Annotated in this window: 12 protein-coding genes and 2 pseudogenes; 10 read left to right on the top strand and 4 right to left on the bottom strand. The window is 22.2% G+C overall.

Annotated features, from left to right (window positions below; genetic code table 11):
- Window positions 1–20 precede the first annotated feature (20 nt).
- From sapB to xthA, 8 genes are all read left to right on the top strand, one after another.
- Window positions 21–971, top strand: a complete 951-nt coding sequence (sapB, locus tag GII40_RS01205) for a putrescine export ABC transporter permease SapB (protein ID WP_226813573.1) — start codon at window positions 21–23, stop codon at window positions 969–971.
- Window position 972: 1 nt separating this feature from the next.
- Complete coding sequence (gene sapC / locus GII40_RS01200) at window positions 973–1,863, top strand: putrescine export ABC transporter permease SapC (protein ID WP_226813572.1); 891 nt, start codon at window positions 973–975, stop codon at window positions 1,861–1,863.
- Window positions 1,864–1,867: 4 nt separating this feature from the next.
- Window positions 1,868–2,863, top strand: a complete 996-nt coding sequence (gene sapD / locus GII40_RS01195) for a putrescine export ABC transporter ATP-binding protein SapD (protein WP_226813571.1) — start codon at window positions 1,868–1,870, stop codon at window positions 2,861–2,863.
- Window positions 2,860–3,666 carry a peptide ABC transporter ATP-binding protein gene (locus tag GII40_RS01190; protein WP_226813570.1) on the top strand — a complete coding sequence of 269 codons (807 nt, stop codon included), beginning with the start codon at window positions 2,860–2,862 and terminating at the stop codon, window positions 3,664–3,666. The genes sapD and GII40_RS01190 overlap by 4 nt, the downstream gene beginning before the upstream one ends.
- A gap of 291 nt (window positions 3,667–3,957) precedes the next feature.
- Entirely contained in the window at window positions 3,958–4,734 is a 777-nt protein-coding gene (gene fabI / locus GII40_RS01185) for an enoyl-ACP reductase FabI (protein WP_226813569.1), read from the top strand.
- Between the two features lie 1,583 nt (window positions 4,735–6,317).
- A complete protein-coding gene (rnhA, locus tag GII40_RS01180; protein WP_226813568.1) occupies window positions 6,318–6,791 on the top strand; it encodes a ribonuclease HI in 474 nt (157 codons plus the stop codon).
- 1,256 nt (window positions 6,792–8,047) lie between these two features.
- Window positions 8,048–8,803 (top strand): hydroxyacylglutathione hydrolase, encoded by a 756-nt coding sequence (gene gloB / locus GII40_RS01175; RefSeq protein WP_226813567.1) that lies wholly within the window; start codon window positions 8,048–8,050, stop codon window positions 8,801–8,803.
- A 745-nt stretch (window positions 8,804–9,548) separates the two neighbouring features.
- Window positions 9,549–10,358 carry an exodeoxyribonuclease III gene (gene xthA, locus GII40_RS01170; protein ID WP_226813566.1) on the top strand — a complete coding sequence of 270 codons (810 nt, stop codon included), beginning with the start codon at window positions 9,549–9,551 and terminating at the stop codon, window positions 10,356–10,358.
- Window positions 10,359–12,123: 1,765 nt separating this feature from the next.
- Here xthA and fabA read toward each other — a convergent pair.
- The 4 genes and pseudogenes from fabA to folE form a co-directional block, all read right to left on the bottom strand.
- Complete coding sequence (fabA, locus tag GII40_RS01165) at window positions 12,124–12,642, bottom strand: bifunctional 3-hydroxydecanoyl-ACP dehydratase/trans-2-decenoyl-ACP isomerase (protein WP_226813565.1); 519 nt, start codon at window positions 12,640–12,642, stop codon at window positions 12,124–12,126.
- Window positions 12,643–14,746: 2,104 nt separating this feature from the next.
- A pseudogene (locus tag GII40_RS01160) lies at window positions 14,747–15,316 on the bottom strand (glutamine amidotransferase-related protein); the annotation flags it as partial.
- Window positions 15,316–16,878, bottom strand: coding sequence for an anthranilate synthase component 1 (locus tag GII40_RS01155; protein ID WP_226813564.1), 1,563 nt, complete (start codon window positions 16,876–16,878; stop codon window positions 15,316–15,318). The pseudogene GII40_RS01160 and the gene GII40_RS01155, both read right to left, overlap by 1 nt.
- A 2,066-nt stretch (window positions 16,879–18,944) precedes the next feature.
- Window positions 18,945–19,611 (bottom strand): annotated as a pseudogene (folE, locus tag GII40_RS01150) (GTP cyclohydrolase I FolE).
- Between the two features lie 1,678 nt (window positions 19,612–21,289).
- On the opposite strand from folE, the gene tmk reads away from it, so the two are divergent.
- Together tmk and GII40_RS01140 are read left to right on the top strand one after the other, a co-directional pair.
- Window positions 21,290–21,931, top strand: coding sequence for a dTMP kinase (tmk, locus tag GII40_RS01145; protein WP_226813563.1), 642 nt, complete (start codon window positions 21,290–21,292; stop codon window positions 21,929–21,931).
- The gene (locus GII40_RS01140; RefSeq protein WP_226813622.1) at window positions 21,928–22,914 is read left to right on the top strand and encodes a DNA polymerase III subunit delta' C-terminal domain-containing protein; all 987 of its coding nucleotides are present in this window, start codon (window positions 21,928–21,930) and stop codon (window positions 22,912–22,914) included. Before tmk ends, GII40_RS01140 begins: the two co-directional genes overlap by 4 nt.

Genomic DNA, 22,914 nt, shown 5'->3' with positions numbered 1-22,914 from the left:
CTGCCATATGGAGCATAAACTTGATAATTATTATCTTACGTCGTTTTTGTTTATTATTAATCACATTTTTTTTTCTATCAATGGTAGGATTTAGTTTATTATATTGCACTCCACAAGCACCACTTATTAATACATCATTAATTAATGCCTATATATTATATATATATAATTTATTTCAAGGGGATTTTGGTGTTTCTGGTGTTAATAGTCAGTTAATTATAGAGCAATTAAAAGAAGTATTCCCTGCTACTATGGAATTATGTATATTAGCATTTATATTAGCGTTAATTATTGGTATTCCTTTAGGCGTTATTGCCGGGCTACTCAAAGGAAAATGGCAAGATGGAGCTATCAGTGCACTTGCACTACTTGGTTGTTCAATGCCAGTATTTTGGTTAGCAATTTTATTAATATTGTTTTTTTCAATACATTTAGGATTATTTCCTGTTTCAGGACGTTACTATTTACTTTATCCAATAAAAAATATAACTGGATTTTCTTTAATTGATGCTTGTTTATCAGATTCACCTTATCGAGATGAGATGTTCATTAATGTTATTCATCATATGATTCTTCCAGTTATTTCGTTAGCTATGGTACCAATGACTGAAATGATTAGGTTAATAAGAATTAGTGTATATAACGTTGCTAAGCAAAATTATATTAAGGCTGCTACTATGCGTGGTTTAACACAATTTACTATTATCCGCCGTCATGTATTACATAATGCATTACCACCTATTATTCCTAAACTAGGACTACAGTTTTCTACTATGTTAACAATAGCGATGATTACTGAAGTAGTATTTAACTGGCCAGGATTAGGTCGTTGGATGATAAATGCTATTCGGCAACAAGATTTTACTGCCATCTCCGTTGGTGTTATGCTAGTTGGTTCGTTAGTATTAATAGTTAATTTAATGTCTGAGATTATATGTACATTTAATAATATATTGAAACATAGGGAATAGCATGCCATTAGATAACGTATATTTAGACAAACGAGTACCTAGTCCTTTAAATAAAGTATGGATATATTTTCATAATGATGTTTTATCTATGATTGGCTTATATGGTATACTATTTCTAATTATTTTATGCTTTTTTGGTAAAACAATAGCACCATATAGATTAGATCAACAATTTCTTGGATATCAGTTATTACCACCATCATGGTCGCACTATGGTAGCGTATCATTTTTTCTTGGCACTGATGATTTAGGCCGAGATATGCTAAGCCGTTTATTATGTGGTGTTGCACCAACTTTTGGTTCTGCATTGATCGTTACTATTATAGCTAGTATATTAGGCATTATTATTGGTATTTTAGCCGGTATTACTCATGGTTTAAAATCGGCTATACTGAATCATATTTTAGATACACTGTTATCTATTCCTTCTCTATTATTAGCTATTATTGTAGTAGCTTTTTTAGGACCACTATTAGTACATGCTATGTTAGCAGTTTGCTTGGCACTGTTACCTTATATAGTGCGTGAGGTTTATACATTAATTCATGAAGAGCTAAAAAAAAAATATGTAATTGCTGCTCGCTTAGATGGTGCATATACTTGGTTTATTTTATTGGATTCAGTGTTACCTAATATTGCTGGAAATTTAGTAAGTGAATTTACTCGTGCATTATCTATGGCAATTTTAGACATTGCTGCACTAGGATTTCTAGACTTAGGAGCTCAATTGCCTTTATCTGAATGGGGTACCATGATAGGTCATTCATTAGCATTAGTATATGTCGCTCCATGGACAGTTATGTTACCTGGTGCCGCGATCATGATCAATGTACTATTAGTTAATCTCCTGGGTAACGGAATTCGTTGGTCTATAAACGCAAGTATGAAATAAAAATATGCCATTACTTGATATTCGTAATTTAACAATTAAATTTATGACTACTTCAGGCTTAGTAAAAGCTGTTGATCAAGTTAGTCTTACACTGTATGAAAGTGAAGTCCGCGGTTTAGTAGGTGAATCTGGTTCTGGTAAAAGCTTGATAGCTAAGGCAATTTGCGGTGTAACTCATGATGATTGGAAAGTCACTGCTGATCGTTTTCGATTTAATAATATTGATGTACTAAGTCTTACACCACGTAAACGTCTTCGTTTAGTAGGCTATAATATGTCAATGATTTTTCAAGAACCAAAATCTTGTTTAGATCCTTCTGAAAATATCGGTACGCAAGTTATTCAAGCTATTCCACATTGGACTTATAAAGGTAGTTTTTGGCATAAATTTCAGTGGCGAAAACGTCGTTCTATAGAGTTATTACATCGAGTTGGTATAAAAGATCATAAAGATATTATGTGTAGTTTTCCTCATGAGCTTACTGAAGGAGAATGCCAAAAAGTAATGATCGCTATTGCTTTAGCAAACCAACCACGTTTACTAATTGCAGATGAACCAACAAATGCTATGGAATCAACAACACAAGCACAAATTTTTCGTCTTCTTGCAAGCATGAATCAAAATAATAATACTACAATTTTATTGATCAGCCATGATCTACAAATGATGAGTAAGTTAGTTGATAGGATTAACGTCATATACTGTGGTCAAACGGTAGAAAGTGCTACATGTGAAGATATTTTACTTACACCACATCATCCTTATACTCAAGCACTAATTCGTGCCATGCCTGATTTTGGTTATACATTACCTCATAAAAGTCGACTCAATACATTACCAGGAGCAATTCCTTCTTTAGAGCATTTACCGATAGGATGCAGGTTGGGTCCTCGATGTCCTTATGCACAAAAAAAATGCATGGAAATACCATTATTACGTAGTATCAGAACACATCAATTTGCCTGTCACTTCCCATTAAATATGGAAGAAAATCAATGAATGTTCTACTAGAAGTACATAAGTTACAAAAAAATTTTAGTTATCGTACTGGTTTATTTTTGTGTCGTCGTCAAACGTTTGCAGCAGTTAAACCAGTAACTTTTACATTATGTAAAAGTGAGACCTTAGCCATCATTGGTGAGAATGGATCAGGAAAATCTACTCTTGCTAAAATGCTTGCTGGTATGATAAAACCTACCTCTGGTGAGATTATGATTAATAATAAAAGATTGTATTATGGAGATTTTCTTTATCGTAGTCAACGTATACGCATGATCTTACAAGATCCATCAACATCATTAAATATTAGTCATCGTATAGGTCATATTTTAGATGTACCTCTACGTTTGAACACTAGTTTAGACCATAATGCACGTGAACAACGTATCCACGAAACACTACATAATGTTGGTCTACGTTCTGATCATGCCCATTATTATCCACATATGTTAGCATCTGGACAAATTCAACGCATTGCATTAGCACGTGCACTGATTTTACAACCACAAATAATTGTTGCTGATGAAGCATTAGCGTCTTTAGATATGTCTATACGTTCACAAATTATTAATTTAATGCTAGAATTACAGCAAAAATATGGTATATCTTATATATATGTTACTCAACATTTAGATATGATAAAACATATTAGTGATCAGGTAATGGTTATGCATCATGGAACAGTAGTAGAATATGATAATACTTATAAAGTGTTAAATTCTCCATTGCATAATCAGACTAAACGTTTAATAAATAGTCATTTTAATATGCGTGGTTTTGCTGCTACTGGTTGTGCTAATTAATTACATTAATATTGATATTGATATTGATATTAGTATTTTATTAGTATTAATATAAATAATATACTATTTATATAATAAATAATCCGACAAAATAATATTTTTTTGAAAATCATATTTGATATGATGTGTTAAAATATTTTTAATAAAATTATTTACTTTTTATACATACATATTCTATTATAATAAAATAATTTGTATGTATATCTAAAATAAATTATAAATAATATAGTTTATAATATTAAAAATAAGAAATCAAATTATATATTTCTAGACTAAAAAGAGGATTATCAAATGAATTTTCTTGCTAACAAGAGAATTTTAATTACTGGAATTGCGAGTAAACTTTCTATTGCTTATGGTATTGCGCAAGCCATGCGAAATGCAAAAGCAGACTTAGCTTTTACTTATCAGAATAACAAATTTAAATCTCGTGTAGAAGAATATGCAGCTCAATTTGATTCTAGTATAGTTTTACTATGTGATGTAGCAGAAGATAAAAGTATTGATACTATGTTCAAAAAACTAAAGGATTATTGGCCTAAATTTGACGGCTTTGTACATTCTATTGGTTTTGTTCCAAAAGAACAACTAGATGGAGATTATGTTAATGTTGTTACTCGTGATGGTTTTAAAATAGCTCACGATATTAGTTCTTACAGTTTTGTTGCTATGGCTAAATCTTGTCGTAACATGTTAAACCAAGATGCTAGTTTGCTTACTTTATCTTATTTAGGAGCAGAACGTGCTATACATAATTACAATGTTATGGGTTTAGCTAAAGCTTCTTTAGAAGCTAATGTACGCTATATGGCAAATGCTATGGGTCCTAATGGAATACGTGTTAATGGAATTTCTGCTGGTCCAATTCGCACTTTAGCTGCATCTGGTATAAAAAATTTTCGTAAAATGCTAGCCTACTGTCAAGTAGCGACTCCTATTCGTCGTACTGTAACTATAGAAGATGTAGGAAAAGCTGCGGCATTTTTATGTTCTTCATTAGCTAGTGGTATTTCTGGTGAGATCTTACATGTTGATGGAGGTTTTAATATTACTGTAATGCATGAATAAAATATAGATACATTACTAATTAAATTTTTAATGATTATTTGATAACTTAATAAGTATAAAATCTTTATAAGGTTACTATAGCATATAATAAATATATTACATAACTACCATTATTACGAATAATAAAAATTAATAAATATATTAAATATAAATAAAATTTATAAATATTGCGAATAATCTATATTTATATATCCTAAATTAATAATATATTTTATACCTAAATCATGTAAATATATCAAAAGATAAAATATTATTGTATAATATAAATATATTAGTATATATTCAATATTATAGTTGATTTATTATTAATCTTATTACTATAAGTAGGTATATATCTAAATACATATAATATCATTTATAATAAAACTATTATTTAAGATTATTTAATAAATAAAATTATTAATTTAACTAATATATAATATTTTATCAGTATAAAATATTTGAGGATTAGTTATTTTATTATTATATTTTTTATTATTAATCAATAATATATTGCGATTTTTATGAATATAATCAAAAATGAAATATTTTTATTTTTTATATATAGTATATGTAATTATCAACAATAAGAAGTATATTATCACATAGGTATTTAATTCTTTTTAAAAACTATACATTCGTAATCTTCACATAAAAATATCTGTTGATTATAAGTAATTATGATATATAAAAAATAATGTTAATATATTATTCATTATATAAATTTTCTTAAAACATGTATCAAATATTTTTTATTAGAAATTAATCAATTAATGTTTATAACAAAATATTTTTATATATTATTATTGTGTTAATTAAAAATTAATAAAATAAATGATTTTCTTTAAATAACAACTCATTATTCACATATTAATAAATATTTGTTATATTTTATTATTTCTTATTCAAGAACAAATTTATAAGAACTTTACCAAGTTAATAAACTTTTTAGTAAAAATATTTACTATATAGCTTATATTTTATGTTATTGTATTTATATTTAGTTATATAATTTTATTATATTAATTATCAATAATTAATTATTTATTTTTTATAATAAATAAATATTATACTTTATAAATCATGTATTCTTATTATCAACAACAATTTTTTATATGTAATGTTATAAAAAATTATATTATTTTTTTACTAAGTCATATTATAGATATTTATTGAAGATAACATATATTATGTATGCAGGACATTATATCTTACTGAATATCTTTATATAAAATTTTTACTTTATTTATATTATTTAACTCTATTCTATTCATAATATTATACAATATATGATAATTATCATATAATATATTACATATATACTATTGATAAATATGCTATTTTATAGCAAAAAATACTATTTAATTAAATATAAAATTATTCTTTATATCAACAGGATAATGCTAACTAAACAAAATTATCATACTTTCTTTTTATATAAACTATAAAAATATTTATTACTTTAAATAACTTTATTAATACATAAATATAGTTATTAGCATATCTTATACCTGATTTACAAGCAATTTATTAATTATTTCTATGTATTCATAGTATATTTTATGTCATTATTAAGGTTTTGACTGAGAATTTATCTAATAGATATGCTAAAACAGGTTGATATTTTTACTGATGGTTCTTGTCTGGGTAATCCAGGCCCAGGTGGATATAGTGCTATCTTACGTTATAAACAATACGAAAAAATACTAAGTTCTGGGTATTATATTACAACTAATAATCGAATGGAGCTCATGGCTGCTATTGTAGCATTAGAAATGCTAAAAAATCCATGTGCGGTAGTATTGTACAGTGATAGTCAATATTTACGTCAAGGTATTACCCAATGGATTCATAATTGGAAAAAACGTGATTGGAAAACAACAGATAAAAAACTTGTAAAAAACGTTGATTTATGGCAACGTCTTGATCTAGCTATACGAGAACATACCATTGAATGGATATGGATCAAAGGGCATGCTGGATCCATAAATAACGAACGCTGCGATGAATTAGCACGAACTGCTGCAAATTTTCCAAAAAAAAAGGATGATGGTTATCAACCAGATAAAAAGCAATGATATTTACTTATTTATTACTAAAGTGATTAATTTAATGAAATTTTAATATATTCATCTAAAAATGAATATCTTAAATAAGATGCTTGTATAATTTTAATACTTTAGTAAATTAAAATGATATTATATATTATAGTTTAATACTCAAATAACATAAAAATAATATTTTTTTATATTAAAAAATATTCAAGTTAAATTAATTTATAAATACATTTATTAATGTAATAATTTTATAAAATTTAGATCAATATAGTTAAAATAAAATATTATTTTATTGATATCAATATGTTATGTCTTACATAAGATATATAAATTTATCTATACAATGAGATTAAAAATATATTTTCTTCTGCAAGAATTAAGGTATTTAAGAAAATTAAAATTAAATAATATTGCACTAATTATGATTATTATTCTATATTAGATTAATATATTAAAATTAATAATAATATATCTTATATTATAAATAATATTTTTATAAAATATTTATTAAAAATCATTATAAAATAATAATATTGCTTACTAAAATATGTATTTTTAGCGAAAAACATAAATGCTTTAGTTTATTTAATCTATTAAATATTTAATAATAACATATTTATGTTGCAATATATTATTTATTTAGTTTATATATTCCCAATATTAATACAAATTAAATTTCTTAGTTATATAAATATTCAATAACAGAAAATTAAATTTATAATGATAGATTAACAATGATTTACTTGCTAATGACTATTTCATGAGAAGAGTATATTATAGTAATAATACAATAGTTTAATTATTATTATAAAGTTATATAGATAATTTTTTAAAAAAATATTATTATGGTCATAATAAAGAGTAATTTAAGAATTATTATATATATTCATATATAAATATTAAATTTTTTTAAAAAATATCAAAATCAATTAATATATAAAATATAGCTACTTATAACCAAATATATTATATAATAAAAAAAATTATTTTATTTTTTATATTAAAAAAATTTATTAATGTCTTATTAAATAAATTATTTATTATTCTTTAATAAGATTAATATTTTATAGATCAACTAAAAATCAAGCAAGTTGAATTAACATATAAAATATTTATACATATAATTTATTTATTAAAAAATATTAATTATAGATTTATATCTGTAAGATTATTATTAAATTTTATATAGGATAATAAAGAAAAAATACTTTATTATTAAGTTTATATTGGTCTCTTACCTATCGTTATAAAATTATTTTTAATAAAAAATTAATATTATGAATCTTATAAGAATTACTGCTATGCAAGATAATTATATTTGGTTATTATTTAATATTAAACGTGAAAGTATAATCATTGATCCTGGAATAGCACCCCAAGTATTACAATGCCTTAAGAAAAATAATCTTAGTCTTAAAGCAATATTACTAACTCATCATCATGATGATCATGTAGGAGGAGTTAGTGATATTTTACAACACTATCCTGATATTCCTGTATACGGACCTTTAGAAACTATCAATAAAGGTTGTAATCGTCCAATAATAAAATATAACAAAATTACTATATTAGATATAGTTTTTAAGATATTACATACACCAGGACATACTTTAGGACATCTTACTTATTATGCTATGCCTTATTTATTTTGTGGAGATACTTTATTTTCAGCAGGCTGCGGACGTATTTTTGAAGGTACACCACAACAAATGTATTACTCTTTACAACTGATAGCACAACTTCCTAATAATACATTAATTTGCTGTGCTCATGAATACACTCAATTAAATCTTAAGTTTGCAAGATCCGTGTTATCAAAAAATCAATATATCAAACAATATCAAAAGAAAATTAATCAATTACGATTAAATAATCAAGCTAGTGTACCTTCTTTGTTAAGTATAGAAAAAAAAATAAATCCTTTTCTACGTTGTTATGATAATGCTTTAGAGTTAAATTATAGATTAGGTAACAAACCAAATCATCTTTGGGAAATTTTTGCTCGCTTACGGAAAATGAAAGATCAATTTTAAAATACTATGAAATATATCATAATGATGAAATATTGTTATATTTTAACTAGTAGATATATCTAATAGATTGTGTTTGAATAAAGAAAATTTTATATAAAATAATGATATTGTTGTTAATAATAAAATTACAGATGATTTTATACTATATAAAAAATATATTTTCATTCTTAAAAGAATAATAGTAATTTTTTTAAAATTATATATTTATTATAAAATAAATAAAAAATAGGATATAAATATATTATAGTAAATATTAAAGATAATATAGGCAAATATATTAATAAATAGTATTATACTAATTTCTCATTAAGTAAAGATTAACAAATAAAGTACATAGTACATTGTAACTTATGAAGATTACGCGTAGTATAATGTATCTCTAAAATACAGTTAAACATATATTTTATCATAATCACTGCATTATTAATTATAATTTTTTTATTTAAAATAATACTATTTCTTCTAAAATAATTTTATAATAATAAATATTATATGAATATATTCACATTAATGAATACATACTGATTTATAGTAAGTATTAATAAAATAATAAAAATAAATTTTTATCTAGTTATTATATAGTAATTCTATTAAACATAAATTAAGATTATTTTCAATTTTATTTTAATAAAATAATCAAAATATATTGATATCTGTATTTATTAAAATATTTTTGATAAATTTATATGTTTACTATTTATTTAATGATATGCCTTAAACAATATTTTTTATATAGGATGTATTTATGAAATGTATTTCTTTTAATATTAATGGATTACGTGCTCATATACACCAATTAAAAGCTATTATTAGTAAATATCAACCTGATATTATTGGTCTGCAAGAAATTAAAGTACACGATGATATGTTTCCATTAAATGATTTAAAGCATTTAGGTTATTATATGTTTTATCATGGTCAAAAAAAATATTATGGCGTTGCTTTGTTATCTAAAAAATATCCTATATCAGTTATTAAAGGTTTTGCGCATGATAAGGAAGATGCTCAGCGTCGTATTATTACAGCTAATTTTTTAACTCCTGTTGGGATACTTACAATTATTAACGGTTATTTTCCACAAGGTGAAAATCGTAATAACCATATTAAATTTTCTACAAAACAAAAATTTTATCAAGATTTATGTAATTACCTGAAACTAGAACAAACACCAATAGGACAATTAATTATTATGGGGGATATGAATATCAGTCCTACTGATAATGATATAGGTATTGGTGAAAAACAACGCAAACGTTGGCTGTTGCATGGTAAGTGTTCATTTTTACCTGAAGAGCGTCAGTGGATGCATTCTTTAATGCAGTGGGGACTGATTGATACTTATCGCCAATTATATCCTAAATGTAATGATAAGTTTTCATGGTTTGATTATCGCTCTAAGGGATTTGATAAAAATAATGGTTTACGTATAGATTTAATATTAGCTAGTAAATCATTAGCTCAATGTTGTATTAATGCTGGGATAGATTATGATATTCATAATATGGAAAAACCATCTGATCATGCACCTATTTGGGCTGAATTTCAAATGCTATAATTATAATTTTAGATAGCATTTCAAGATATATGAATATTATTATCATCTATGAGTGATAATCAATGGTCTAATAAAAGATATTGTATACATAAAAAATAAAATTATTATAGTATAATTATAAAAACTATTTTAGTTTCAAGTATTATATATGCAAATTAATAAATACTATTCAATATATCACACGTAATATGATTAACTATTAATAAATTTATTATTTATTGTAAAGAAATTATTTGTTATCATAATATCCATAATTTTATAATCTAATTATTATGACAATATAAACATATTACTATATAAGTTATATACATAATATTTTATTGCCAATAAACATATCAATTTAATGAAATTATTTTAGAAAAGTTTATTAATTAATAATGATAAAAATATTATATACAATAATTATTAATATAAGTGTTACTAAATACTAACAATTAACATTTATTATAATTATAATAATATTTAATAGATGAAATATTATTTGTTTAAGTAAAATGTATTTCTTACTGATATGATCTTATAATCAATAATATTTAAAATATTTTATATATCATAATAATTAATTTATAACTTAGTATCTTGTATTTTACTATATCAAATTATTTTGATCAATATGATAAATTATTAAATAAAAAAAATTATTTTATCTATGTTTTATAATATAATAAAATTATTACTATTCAAGAAATATTTATTTCAATAATTTTGATAATTATTTTATTATTTTAAATAAAAATATTTTAATATAAAATAAATATAATGTATCATGATATCATAAAAGATAATATATTAGATATATAAAAAATACATTTTTAGTATTACTTGTATTAATAAATAAAAAAGTTATCATTAAATGATATTATTTATTTAAAAAATAATATATGTTTCTTATATAACGAATATTTTATTATATTTATAATTAATTACTAATAAATTTAAGATTTACAATTTTATCAAGATACATGAATATTTTTTTAAAAAATGAATTTATTAATATTAATTAATATAATAAATATTTTTAGATAACTTGTTTAATGAAAATATATTTTTATTAATATTGTAATAATATATTATTAATATATTATGACTTAAAATCTTAAAATTATACTAATAGTAATATTTTTATTAAAGTAATATTAAATATGTATTAATCTGTTATACATATGAATATATGTAAGTAATTATATATAAATTGTATTATATATCTAATAATTAAAATTACTTATATAGTAAAATAAATATTTTTAATATAAAAAATAATTTTATTTATTATAATTTTTGTAAAAAAATAGTATTACTAATTGCATGTATAATTTAATTATATACATAATAATACAATTCATGTTAATTAATATATTTATATATATTAACATGAATAAAAAGTATTCTAATAACTTACCATATACTTTTTATTTTAGATGCATTATACTATATATAAAATATATATTTTGATTTTTTATAAAAACATGTGTTACCTATTTTAATCATCAATGAACAAAAAAATTTTATTTTTATTTTAACATAATATTCTTGAATAGAAAAAATGAATTAACGGTGTTATTTTGTAAATGTCAAAATATTTTCTAAAGTATAATCTATTAATTTAAAAATAGTATTTTTATTAAGAATATAGCGACTATATTAAAATGATTTTTTTTAAAAATTTTCTTATTTATTAATAATAAGTATTTTATATGAATAATCTATATAACTATAAATCAATATAAATTAATGTTTTATAGTTTAATAAATTTATAGTATTGTATTAAAATAAACTGATATCTTTAAATAATCCAACTTTAAGATCGGTAGCATTATATATCATCACTCCATCAACTAATACTTCACCATCTGCCATACCCATAATTAAGCGACGATTTATTACACGTTTAAAGTGAATACGATAGGTTACTTTATTATTTGTAGGAAGAACCTGTCCAGTTAATTTTACTTCTCCTACACCTAAAGCACGTCCTTTTCCTTTACCACCACGCCATCCAAGGTAAAAACCAACAAGTTGCCACATAGCATCTAATCCTAAACATCCTGGCATGACTGGATCATTAATAAAGTGACAACTAAAAAACCAAAGATTAGGCTGAATATCTAATTCAGCTTCTATATAACCTTTATTATAGTTACCACCATATTCAGACATTATTACAACACGATTCATCATAAGCATATTTCCCGATGGTAATGGTGGACCACTAGCCCCAAATAGTTCAGCTCGTCCACAAGCTTCTAGGTCTGATTGAGTATAAGAATTACGTTTATTTATCATATTTTTTCGGCCTTATGTTAAGAAGAGTAAGATTTATTTAATTAAATTAATGTGATCATTAATCAATGATTATTGGACTATAGTTATATTTTTAAAATCTATTGTTATATAAACGTACATAATTATATAATGTATTTATTTTAAGTATTATCAATAATATAGTATAAAATTTTTATTAAAAGTCTTGCTGTTTAATTTATATTATATTATATTCTATTGCTAGATTGATTAAATAAAAATTTTTAATAAAAAAATTTTATTGTAGATTATACTTTATAGTATATTTAAATTCTTTGAAAAACACTAACTAAAAAGATTGTATAGATTATCATAATATTTAATATTATTTAATTGTTTGCATCTAAAATAATATAATTATATTCTCATATTAAGTGTAAAGTTATATAGAAATATCATCATTATGCAAGAAAATCGTACAATATAATATATTCATGATTGATTACTCTAATATCTTTAATAACTAAATAATATTTTAGTTATAATAATATAATTATATATATAAATTTATATTAAATAATATCAATAATAATATTATTTTTAATAAAATTATTATTTACTACTATTATTCTTAAATGATATAAATTTATCAAGCATAATAAATATATAATATAAAATATATAATTATTTATAATTCTCTTAAAAGAATAAATATATCTATGCAATTAGATCATATATAATTACTATTATATATTAGTATTCTTTTAAAGAATAATATACTTATAAAATATTTATATGTTTATTATCACGATAATATATCTATACTTATCAAGTAAAATATAAGAAACTATATTTAGTTATTATACAATATCAAGTAATATATTATGAAATATTTCTATATAATCAAATGTATATTAATTTTTAGTATTTCTTTAACATGTAATAAGTAAATTATATTTAAAATAAAAAAATATTATTCATATATAACACAGATGTTTTTTATGATAGACTAAATATAGTATTAATATAAATTTTAGTAGATTATTTAATAATAATTTATTAATCATAAAAATAATGAATTAATTATTATATCATTGATTTAAATATATAATTATTTATGAAATCATCTAAATTAGATAATTCAATAGTTAAATAATTTTTTAAATTTAAAATATTATTGTATTTAATAAGTATTAATAATTTAAAAAAAATTTTACTATTTATATAATTTTTTTATACAACATTATTACTATAATAGTATGTTTGATATTTATTATTAAAATAATATATGACATCTAATATAATAAGCAACTTATATAGCATATTAATGAGAAATTATATAACAATTCATAAATACATAAAATATATTAAATGGTAATAAAGGACTTGTTTATTATTCACTTTTTATAAAAATAATTATAAATAAATCATGCAAAATAGTTCAATACAAAGTAAATTATTTAATTTATAAAAACATATAAATATATTAATTATTTTATTGGATATTAATCCAAAAATTATTTATTATACACTATAAATATAGATTATTATTAATTTATATATCAATAATATATTTATCTTATAAATGTATATTAATATATAAAATATTATATAAATCATTGATAAGGTTTATTAATAATTACCTTATATGTTCTAAAAAATAAAAATCTATTGTATATAAAAAAGGTAAATATAATAAATTAATCAACTAATATATAAAACACATTTATTTCATAAAAAATTATTTTATATTTAGAATGTTCTTCTTAAGGATCAGAATATATTATATATAATACATATATGTTAAGTTATATAATATCTTTTTTATCAATAAATAGCAAGCTTAATTTTTTATAAAAATTATTTTTAATTTTAATAAATTAAATTATTAACTATAATTATGTATATAATAATTTTTAATTATTATAAATTAATGTTATTATATCTTTGATATATTCAAGCGAAGCATCTATAAAATATTATTTATTTACTAATGTGGTATTAAAATAACATAATTTTAATTATATATTACTTTACTAAATACAATTAATTTATAATTAACTATTTTCTTAACATATAAACAATTTATTTAATATTTGTATATAAATTATTTATTTTATTTTTTATTAAAAATGTTTTATAGTAAAGACCACCTTAATGTTTGCTCCAGTAAACGTGTTCCTTGAGTAGTTAAAATGGATTCAGGATGAAATTGAAATCCACATACACGATCATTATCATTACGGATAGCCATAACCATTTTATTAAACGAAGCATTTATTGTTAATACTAAAGGAATATTACTACCCACTAAAGAGTGATAGCGTGCAACTAGTAACGGAGATGGTAAACCGTTAAACATGCCTATTCCATCGTGTTCTATAAGAGAAGCTTTACCATGTAAAATTTCATCTGCCTGCTTAATTAGTCCACCATAATATTCAATTATAGCCTGATGCCCAAGACAAATTCCAATAATAGGTAATTTACCACATAATTTTTTTATTAATTCGGGCATACATCCTGCTTTAGAAGGTGCTCCTGGACCAGGAGATAACATTAAAATAGGATTTTTCATTGCAAATATTTTGTTAATAATGACTTGAGCAGGAATTTGATTGCGATATATTATTAACCGATGACCATTATTACGTAACTGATCAACTAAATTATAAGTAAAAGAGTCAATATTATCAAGCAAAAGAATATTAGCCATTAGAATACCTCTTTAACATTATGAGCAATGGCAATAGCTCGTAAAACTGCCCGAGCTTTATTACGAGTTTCTTCTGATTCAGATTGTGGCAAGGAATCTAGTACAACACCTGCACCAGATTGAACAGTAGCGATACCATTTTTAACATAAGCGGAACGAATTACAATACAAGTATCTAGGTCGCCATGTGCAGTAAAATAACCAACAGCACCACCATAGCTACCACGACGATCTTGTTCAACTTTATAAATTAATTGCATAGCACGAATTTTTGGTGCTCCACTCAGTGTACCCATATTCATACAAGCTTGATAAGCATGTAGAACATCTAAATCATTACGTAAAATTCCCACAACACGCGAAACTAAATGCATGACGCAAGAATAACGATCTACTTTAGTCATATCAGCAACATATCTTGAACCTGGTTCACAGATACGTGCCAAATCGTTACGCGCTAAATCAACCAACATGAGATGTTCTGCTAATTCTTTATGATCGGTACGCATTTCTAATTCTATGCGACTATCTAAATCATGATTTAATTCTCCATTATCATAACGTCCTCGTGGACGAGTACCAGCAATTGGGTATATCTCAATAAGACGGTTATTAGCATTATATTTTAATGCACTTTCAGGCGATGCACCAAATAAAGAGAAATCATCATCTTGCATAAAAAACATATAAGGACTAGGATTGGTATGCTTTAGAGTATGGTATGCTGCCAGAGGTGATGGACAAGGAAGAATAAAACGACGTGAAGGAACTACCTGAAATATCTCACCTTCATGAATTTCTTGTTGTAATTTACTAACAACTATACTAAAATCTTCATCACTTAAGTTACAACGTAACTGCATGTGTTCAATATTATGATGTGTTATAGGTTTAGTTTCATATTGTATTTCTTCAGCTAACTGTTGTAAACGTTTTTCTAATCGTTTAGTTTCTTTTATATTACTAGTAAAAATAGATGCTTGTAAATGAGCACTATGATTTTGATGATTTAAAATTAATAACGTTTCTGCCATATAAAAGCAAAAATCTAAAGATTGTTTATTATTATTAAGTAGATGAATATTCTCAAATTCTAAGATAAGATCATAAGAAAATAATCCTCCAATAAATATCGCTTCGCGATTCTGCTCTGGAACGGTCACTAATGTAAGTAAAATACGTAATGCGTCAAATACTGACCATGATTTTAAACGAGTATCTTCATCTTGTAGTGTGTTAATAACAGGAAAATATAAAACTAACTTATTTTGTTGCATATCTCTTTTAACTTCTAGAGATAAAGCTCTATCTAATAATGGTAATAAACTACAACCATTGTTAGTTAGAGCTTGAATAGTAACGTTACGTCCTAAAGCCGTAATTCTTAATGCACTATCTATAACAAGCAAACTTTTTAAGTTTTGTTTGTTATCAATTTCAGCTGACTCTAAAAGTAAAGTAGCTGTACGATGTCCACATAACTGATGAAAGAGTGCTGTTGGATTATTACAATAAGTTACCGTTTTAGTTAATAAGTTTAATATTGGTTTTGTGGCATTCATTATGATATTCGCTTATTGACTAATAATATTTTATTTATTTAAGTAATAACAATTTCGCAGAAGAACAATTAAGGTATCTGGTATAAAATGTTAAAATTTCATATATAGTAACTCTATTAATGTTTAAATAATACATATTTAAGTTCTCATTCATTGTTAATGAAGATTATTTTATATATTTTATTAGTTACAATCAATATATATCAATATATTGATAATAATAATTTATTTCAATAAAAATATTTAATGTATATTTTATTGTGATATTAATAATTCTATTAGTTAACAATATTTTAATATTTTTTTAAAAAACATATTATATGATTTAAATATAATTTATATAATTATTTTATAAAATATAGATACAGGTATCTTTTAGCTTAATGTAAAATATAAACAATAAAATATTAATTATGTTATGTATATCAATAATAATATTTTATCTATTTTATAGATATACTCTTGTGTTAGTAATAATTATTTTGTACATATATTAATTTTTAAAAGCTCATTAACTATATTAAATAATTAAAATAAGAAATTAAATACATATAATAACAAAGCCATAAATTAACTAAAATAATTACAATTTAGTTTATTTTATCAAAATATTAATACATCTTAAAAGAAAAAATTATATATAATAAATTTTTAATATTGTAATATAAAAATCTTAATTTAGCTAATATACAACATTATTAATAAAAAATATTATACTTATATTTAAAATATAACCTTGATTGAAAAAACCAATACCAAAAATATAATATTTATTGATATTTATAGATACAATATATTGAAGAGTATTTTTTTATAAAAATGTTTGTTATTTTCTTAAAAAAGGATTTTTTTTTACTAAAATAGACATATAAATAATTCAGTGAGATATATAATGAAAATATTATTTGTAATAATTATTAGATAATATATTATGCTATATTTTTTATAATAACTATTATAGTTTAATTATATTATATCTTTATAATATAATGTACTAAAAATTATTTTTAATAAATAAAAAATATTTTATCAAACTAAATTAATCTATTCAATATAATTATTATGAATTTGTCTTCAATGAATTACATATTATTTAATATATCATTTATAATGATGTATATATTTAATAGTATTTATTTTTATCATGATAGATCTTACTTTTTAAATGATTAAATCATATAAATAATGTGTTATTGCATTTTATATGCCGTTTAATAAACAAATTTTATTATATGTTAATAACACAATATTACTGATATTTATTTATTACTAATTATAAAAAATTTTATTTGACTACAATCAATGATTGAAATTAATGATAGATAGTGAGATTATTAATATAATAATTATTTTAATTTATAATGAAATAAACTATAAATATTATTATTTTAGAATTGCAGTCATATATATTGTAAGTATAAAAAATAAATATTTTATTTAATTGATATATTTATAATTTTTTCTTATTTTTATTGATAAAGCATTTTTATTTTTTCTAAAATATATAAAGCAAAATATATATTTTTGTTATATAAATTTATTTATAATTAAATAATTATTTAATATTTTCTCAATGAATATAAAAAATTTTTAAACATATTTTTGATATATGCAAATTTATTCTTATCACTATATAATTAATATTTATATAAAAATTACAATATTATCTCTGAAAAATCAATATACATTATGTTATGTTATTACTACATTAATCAAATAATAAATAAGATAATCATAAACATATATCAAATATAAGCTGGAAAAATATATTAAATTCATTAATGATCTTAATTTTCAATTTTATTAAAATCAATATATTTTGTAAAGATCTAATATTAAAAAACTGAATATTTATTTAGTAAATAATAATATAATAAATACAATTAATCTACAATAATAATCATGGCTAATTTATTAATACCCATAATAATAAAACCAAATAATGCATATTATAAAGGTATTATCTGTTTTATTCAAATTTAATACATTAAATACAATGTTAGCTAGTATTATAGATATTTATACATAAAAGATAATTATGGATTTGGTAAGAATTAAAGATGTCATCATGAATAATGATGTGCTATTGTGCGTAAGAATTCCTGACGTATATTATTACTAAATTTAAAAAGACCACCTAAAGAAACTGTATTAGTTGTGCTAGTTGTATCTCTAACTCCACGTGCTTTAACACAGAAATGCTTTGCATCAATAGACACTGCTACATTATCAATGCCAAGTAAAACTTGTAAAGTAACTAAAATTTGTTGAGTTAGACGTTCTTGTATCTGTGGACGATGCGCAAAAAAATTGTACAATACGATTAATTTTAGATAGGCCTATAATAGATTCATGTGGAATATAAGATATATTGGCCTTACCGTCAATACTCATAAAATGATGCTCACAAGTACTCGTAAATGTAATATCCCGTATTGTTATCATTTCATTAACTTTCATTTTATTTTTTATAATTGTTATTTTTGGAAAATTTGCATAATCAAGGCCAGAAAAAATTTCATCAACATACATTTTAGCAATACGATATGGAGTTTTTATTAAACTGTCGTCTGATAAATCTAAATGCAGTAATTGCATAATCTCTGTTATGTGTTTTTTAATTTTTTGCGTACGAATTTCAAGATCTAATATTTTTTCTTGTAGCGGATTTTCTAATCCACATTCTTTAAGCATGGTATGAATTTGAGCTGCTTCTTTAGTTAACGATGACATTAATAATTTCTCCTATAGGTAATCTTTATGAAAAATTATATGAAATAACTTAAGTCTATTATTACTTAAAACTTTTTATAAAATTAATTGCTAACTTATTAATATTAATTTTAATAATTATAGATTAACTATAAATATTATTAATTCAATATAAAATCTTAAAACTATTTACTATATAATAGAATTATTTTTAAAAATATAGTAATAATATATTTCATTAAAAATAAATCATGTATATTGTATCGATAATTATTAGAGATTGAATAAATATTTTGTAATATACTATAATTTTATTATATTACTATATGTAATATATATTATACTTAGATATTCAATAATAAGAACTATAAAAAAGATCTATTGATTCACATAACTATATATAAATATTATGATTTATTTATAAATAATTAATATTAATAAACAGTAAATAAAATATATTAAAATATAAAATTTTTTTAAAAAAATATTTAATAATATTATTTGAATATTTATTCAAAAATAATAAAAAATTTTATTTAAACATATTAATTTATGTAATTAAATTAATTATTAAAGGTATTATTATATTAATTGCATTCACAATGATTAGTATTATCTATATAATATTGATAATTAGATTACTATATATGATTACTGTGTTATAGATGATCTATATATATTAACAAATAGTAAGATATATCTATTTACATATTGCGATAAAATAATTACTTTCTTAATTAAGAAATCATAATATGATGATTTAATCAAGGATATCAGATTATATCTATAATATAATAATACAAGTTATTACGAGATAATAATATTTAAAATATTATATATCGTATTTTATGATAATAAAATTAACCATAAATATTTTATTATAAGATGCTATAATATTAAAAATATTTTTTTATATTTTTATATAAGTATTATAGGTATATTATTTATTTTTAATATTTTCATAATAATTATTCTAAGTATAATATATCTAAAGTAATAATATTAATTATTTAATTAATTTTTAATAAAAAATTCAAAGAATTAATTATTTCAGTGATGTATCTTATGTTATACATGTAATAGTTAATTAAGATAACTACTTGAATTATTAAAAGCAACTCATAGCATAATTCTTGTATTACTTTAAAATTTTATGCAAGTATAAAGTATAAAAGAATTATATAATTTATTAAAATCAATAATACAAATATAATCTTTTATTACTAAAATAGTATTATAACTTTCATTTCTTATTGATAAGAATAAAATATTATATTAATATTTCTTTTATCTATTAATAATAAAATAATATAATATTAATCATATAAATTATATTCAATATATGTGATATATTATATATAATTTATTTTTAATATTTACTTTGTGACTAATTATTATCCAGAGACTAATAAAAGATAATTATAATTAATATCTGAATGTTTTATTAATAAATTGTTTATCGTAATAAAATTCAATAAAATATATCATGATCAATAATTTAAGTAAAGTGATAATATATTAATTAATATCTTAAAAAACTATTTTTTTATTAAAAATATTTTTGTAAAATAGTAAAATTTATATAGATAATATTTTATTAATATTTTTAAGAGCAAAAGTATATGCGTATTTATAATTAATTTATACAATAATACTTAAATCTTACACAATAATATTGAAAAGATATTATGGAGAAGTAATGACAAATAAGTTTATCGTAATAGAAGGACTAGAAGGAGCAGGTAAAACGACAGCATGTAATACTGTAATTAATATACTACATCAAAAAGGTATTAAAGATATAGTATCTACTCGTGAACCTGGTGGTACTCAATTAGCTGAAGAGATACGTAAACTAGTTAAGAAAAAATTTAAAAAAGATAAATTGAATTATATAGCAGAAGTACTTATGTTATACGCCGCTCGTGTGCAATTAGTAAATAATATTATTAAGCCAGCATTATTGCGGGGGGCATGGGTAGTAGCAGATCGTCATGAACTTTCTTCACAAGCTTATCAAGGAGGAGGACGATGTATTGATGATCGACTAATGCAATTACTGCATGATATAGTTTTAGGTAATTTAAATCCAGAATTAACAATATATTTAGATTTACCACCAATAATAGGTTTAGAACGTGCGCGACGACGTGGATCTTTAGACCGTATAGAGCAAGAATCTCTAGATTTTTTTGAGCGTATACGTGCTCGTTATTTAACATTAGCTAAAAAAGACAAAAGCATCTTTACTGTTAATGCAGCAGAATCCTTGCCTAAGGTAACTTCTGCTATTAGCTTTATATTGCAATCATGGTTGCATCAAAAAGAGCAAAGTCAATGAACTGGTATCCATGGTTAAATAAAATATACCGTCAAATACTAAAGCAATATCAACTTGGAAGAGGACATCATGCTTTATTAGTGCATTCCTTAGATGGGTGTGGCGATGATGCATTAATGTATGCACTTGGTCGCTGGCTTATGTGCCAACGACCGCAAGGAGATAAAAGTTGTGGTAAGTGTCATAGTTGTCTTTTAATGTTATCTGGAACATGTCCAGATTTTTATTATCTACAGCCAGAAAAAAATAAATCTAGTTTAGGTGTTGAATCAGTACGTCAAGTCATACAAAAACTATATACTTATGCGCAACAAGATGGGGCTAAAGTAATTTATGTACCGTTTGCAGAAATACTAACAGAATCAGCTACTAATGCGTTATTAAAAACCCTTGAGGAACCGCCAGAACAAACTTATTTTTTATTAGGTACTCGTAATCCAGCTCATTTACTCATAACTTTACGTAGTCGTTGTTTTTATATTTATATACCGATACCCTGCGAACATCAAAGTATAAATTGGTTACATAAACAACAATTAAGCAATGATATAACTATACGTACAGCGTTACATTTAACTAGTGGCGCTCCTATTGCTGCATTAAAGATACTTGAACCAAATATATGGAAGCAACGCAATAATCTTGTACAAGGATTACAGAAAGCTATTCTTAAACGCGAATGGATGCAATTATTGCCATGTCTTAATCATGATAATGTAAACCATGCTTTAACATGGTTATGTATTTTTTTATTAGATACTATTAAATTACAACATGGTATTACAAACACACTAGATAATTTAGATTATAAACCATTAATACATCAATTATCTATGATACAAACAAATAAGAAGTTGCATCAACAATTAAAACAATGTATCTTTTGCCGACATCAACTTCTAACAGTCATTGGATTGAATCGTGAACTTATGCTTACACATCAACTATGTTTATGGAATAAAAATTTTACAGAATGTAGTTAG

It is taken from the genome of Candidatus Profftia lariciata (assembly GCF_020541265.1).
Lineage (GTDB): Bacteria > Pseudomonadota > Gammaproteobacteria > Enterobacterales > Enterobacteriaceae > Profftia > Profftia lariciata.
The sequence above is the reverse complement of the archived record's forward strand: the minus strand, read 5'-3'. Positions and strand labels throughout refer to the sequence as shown.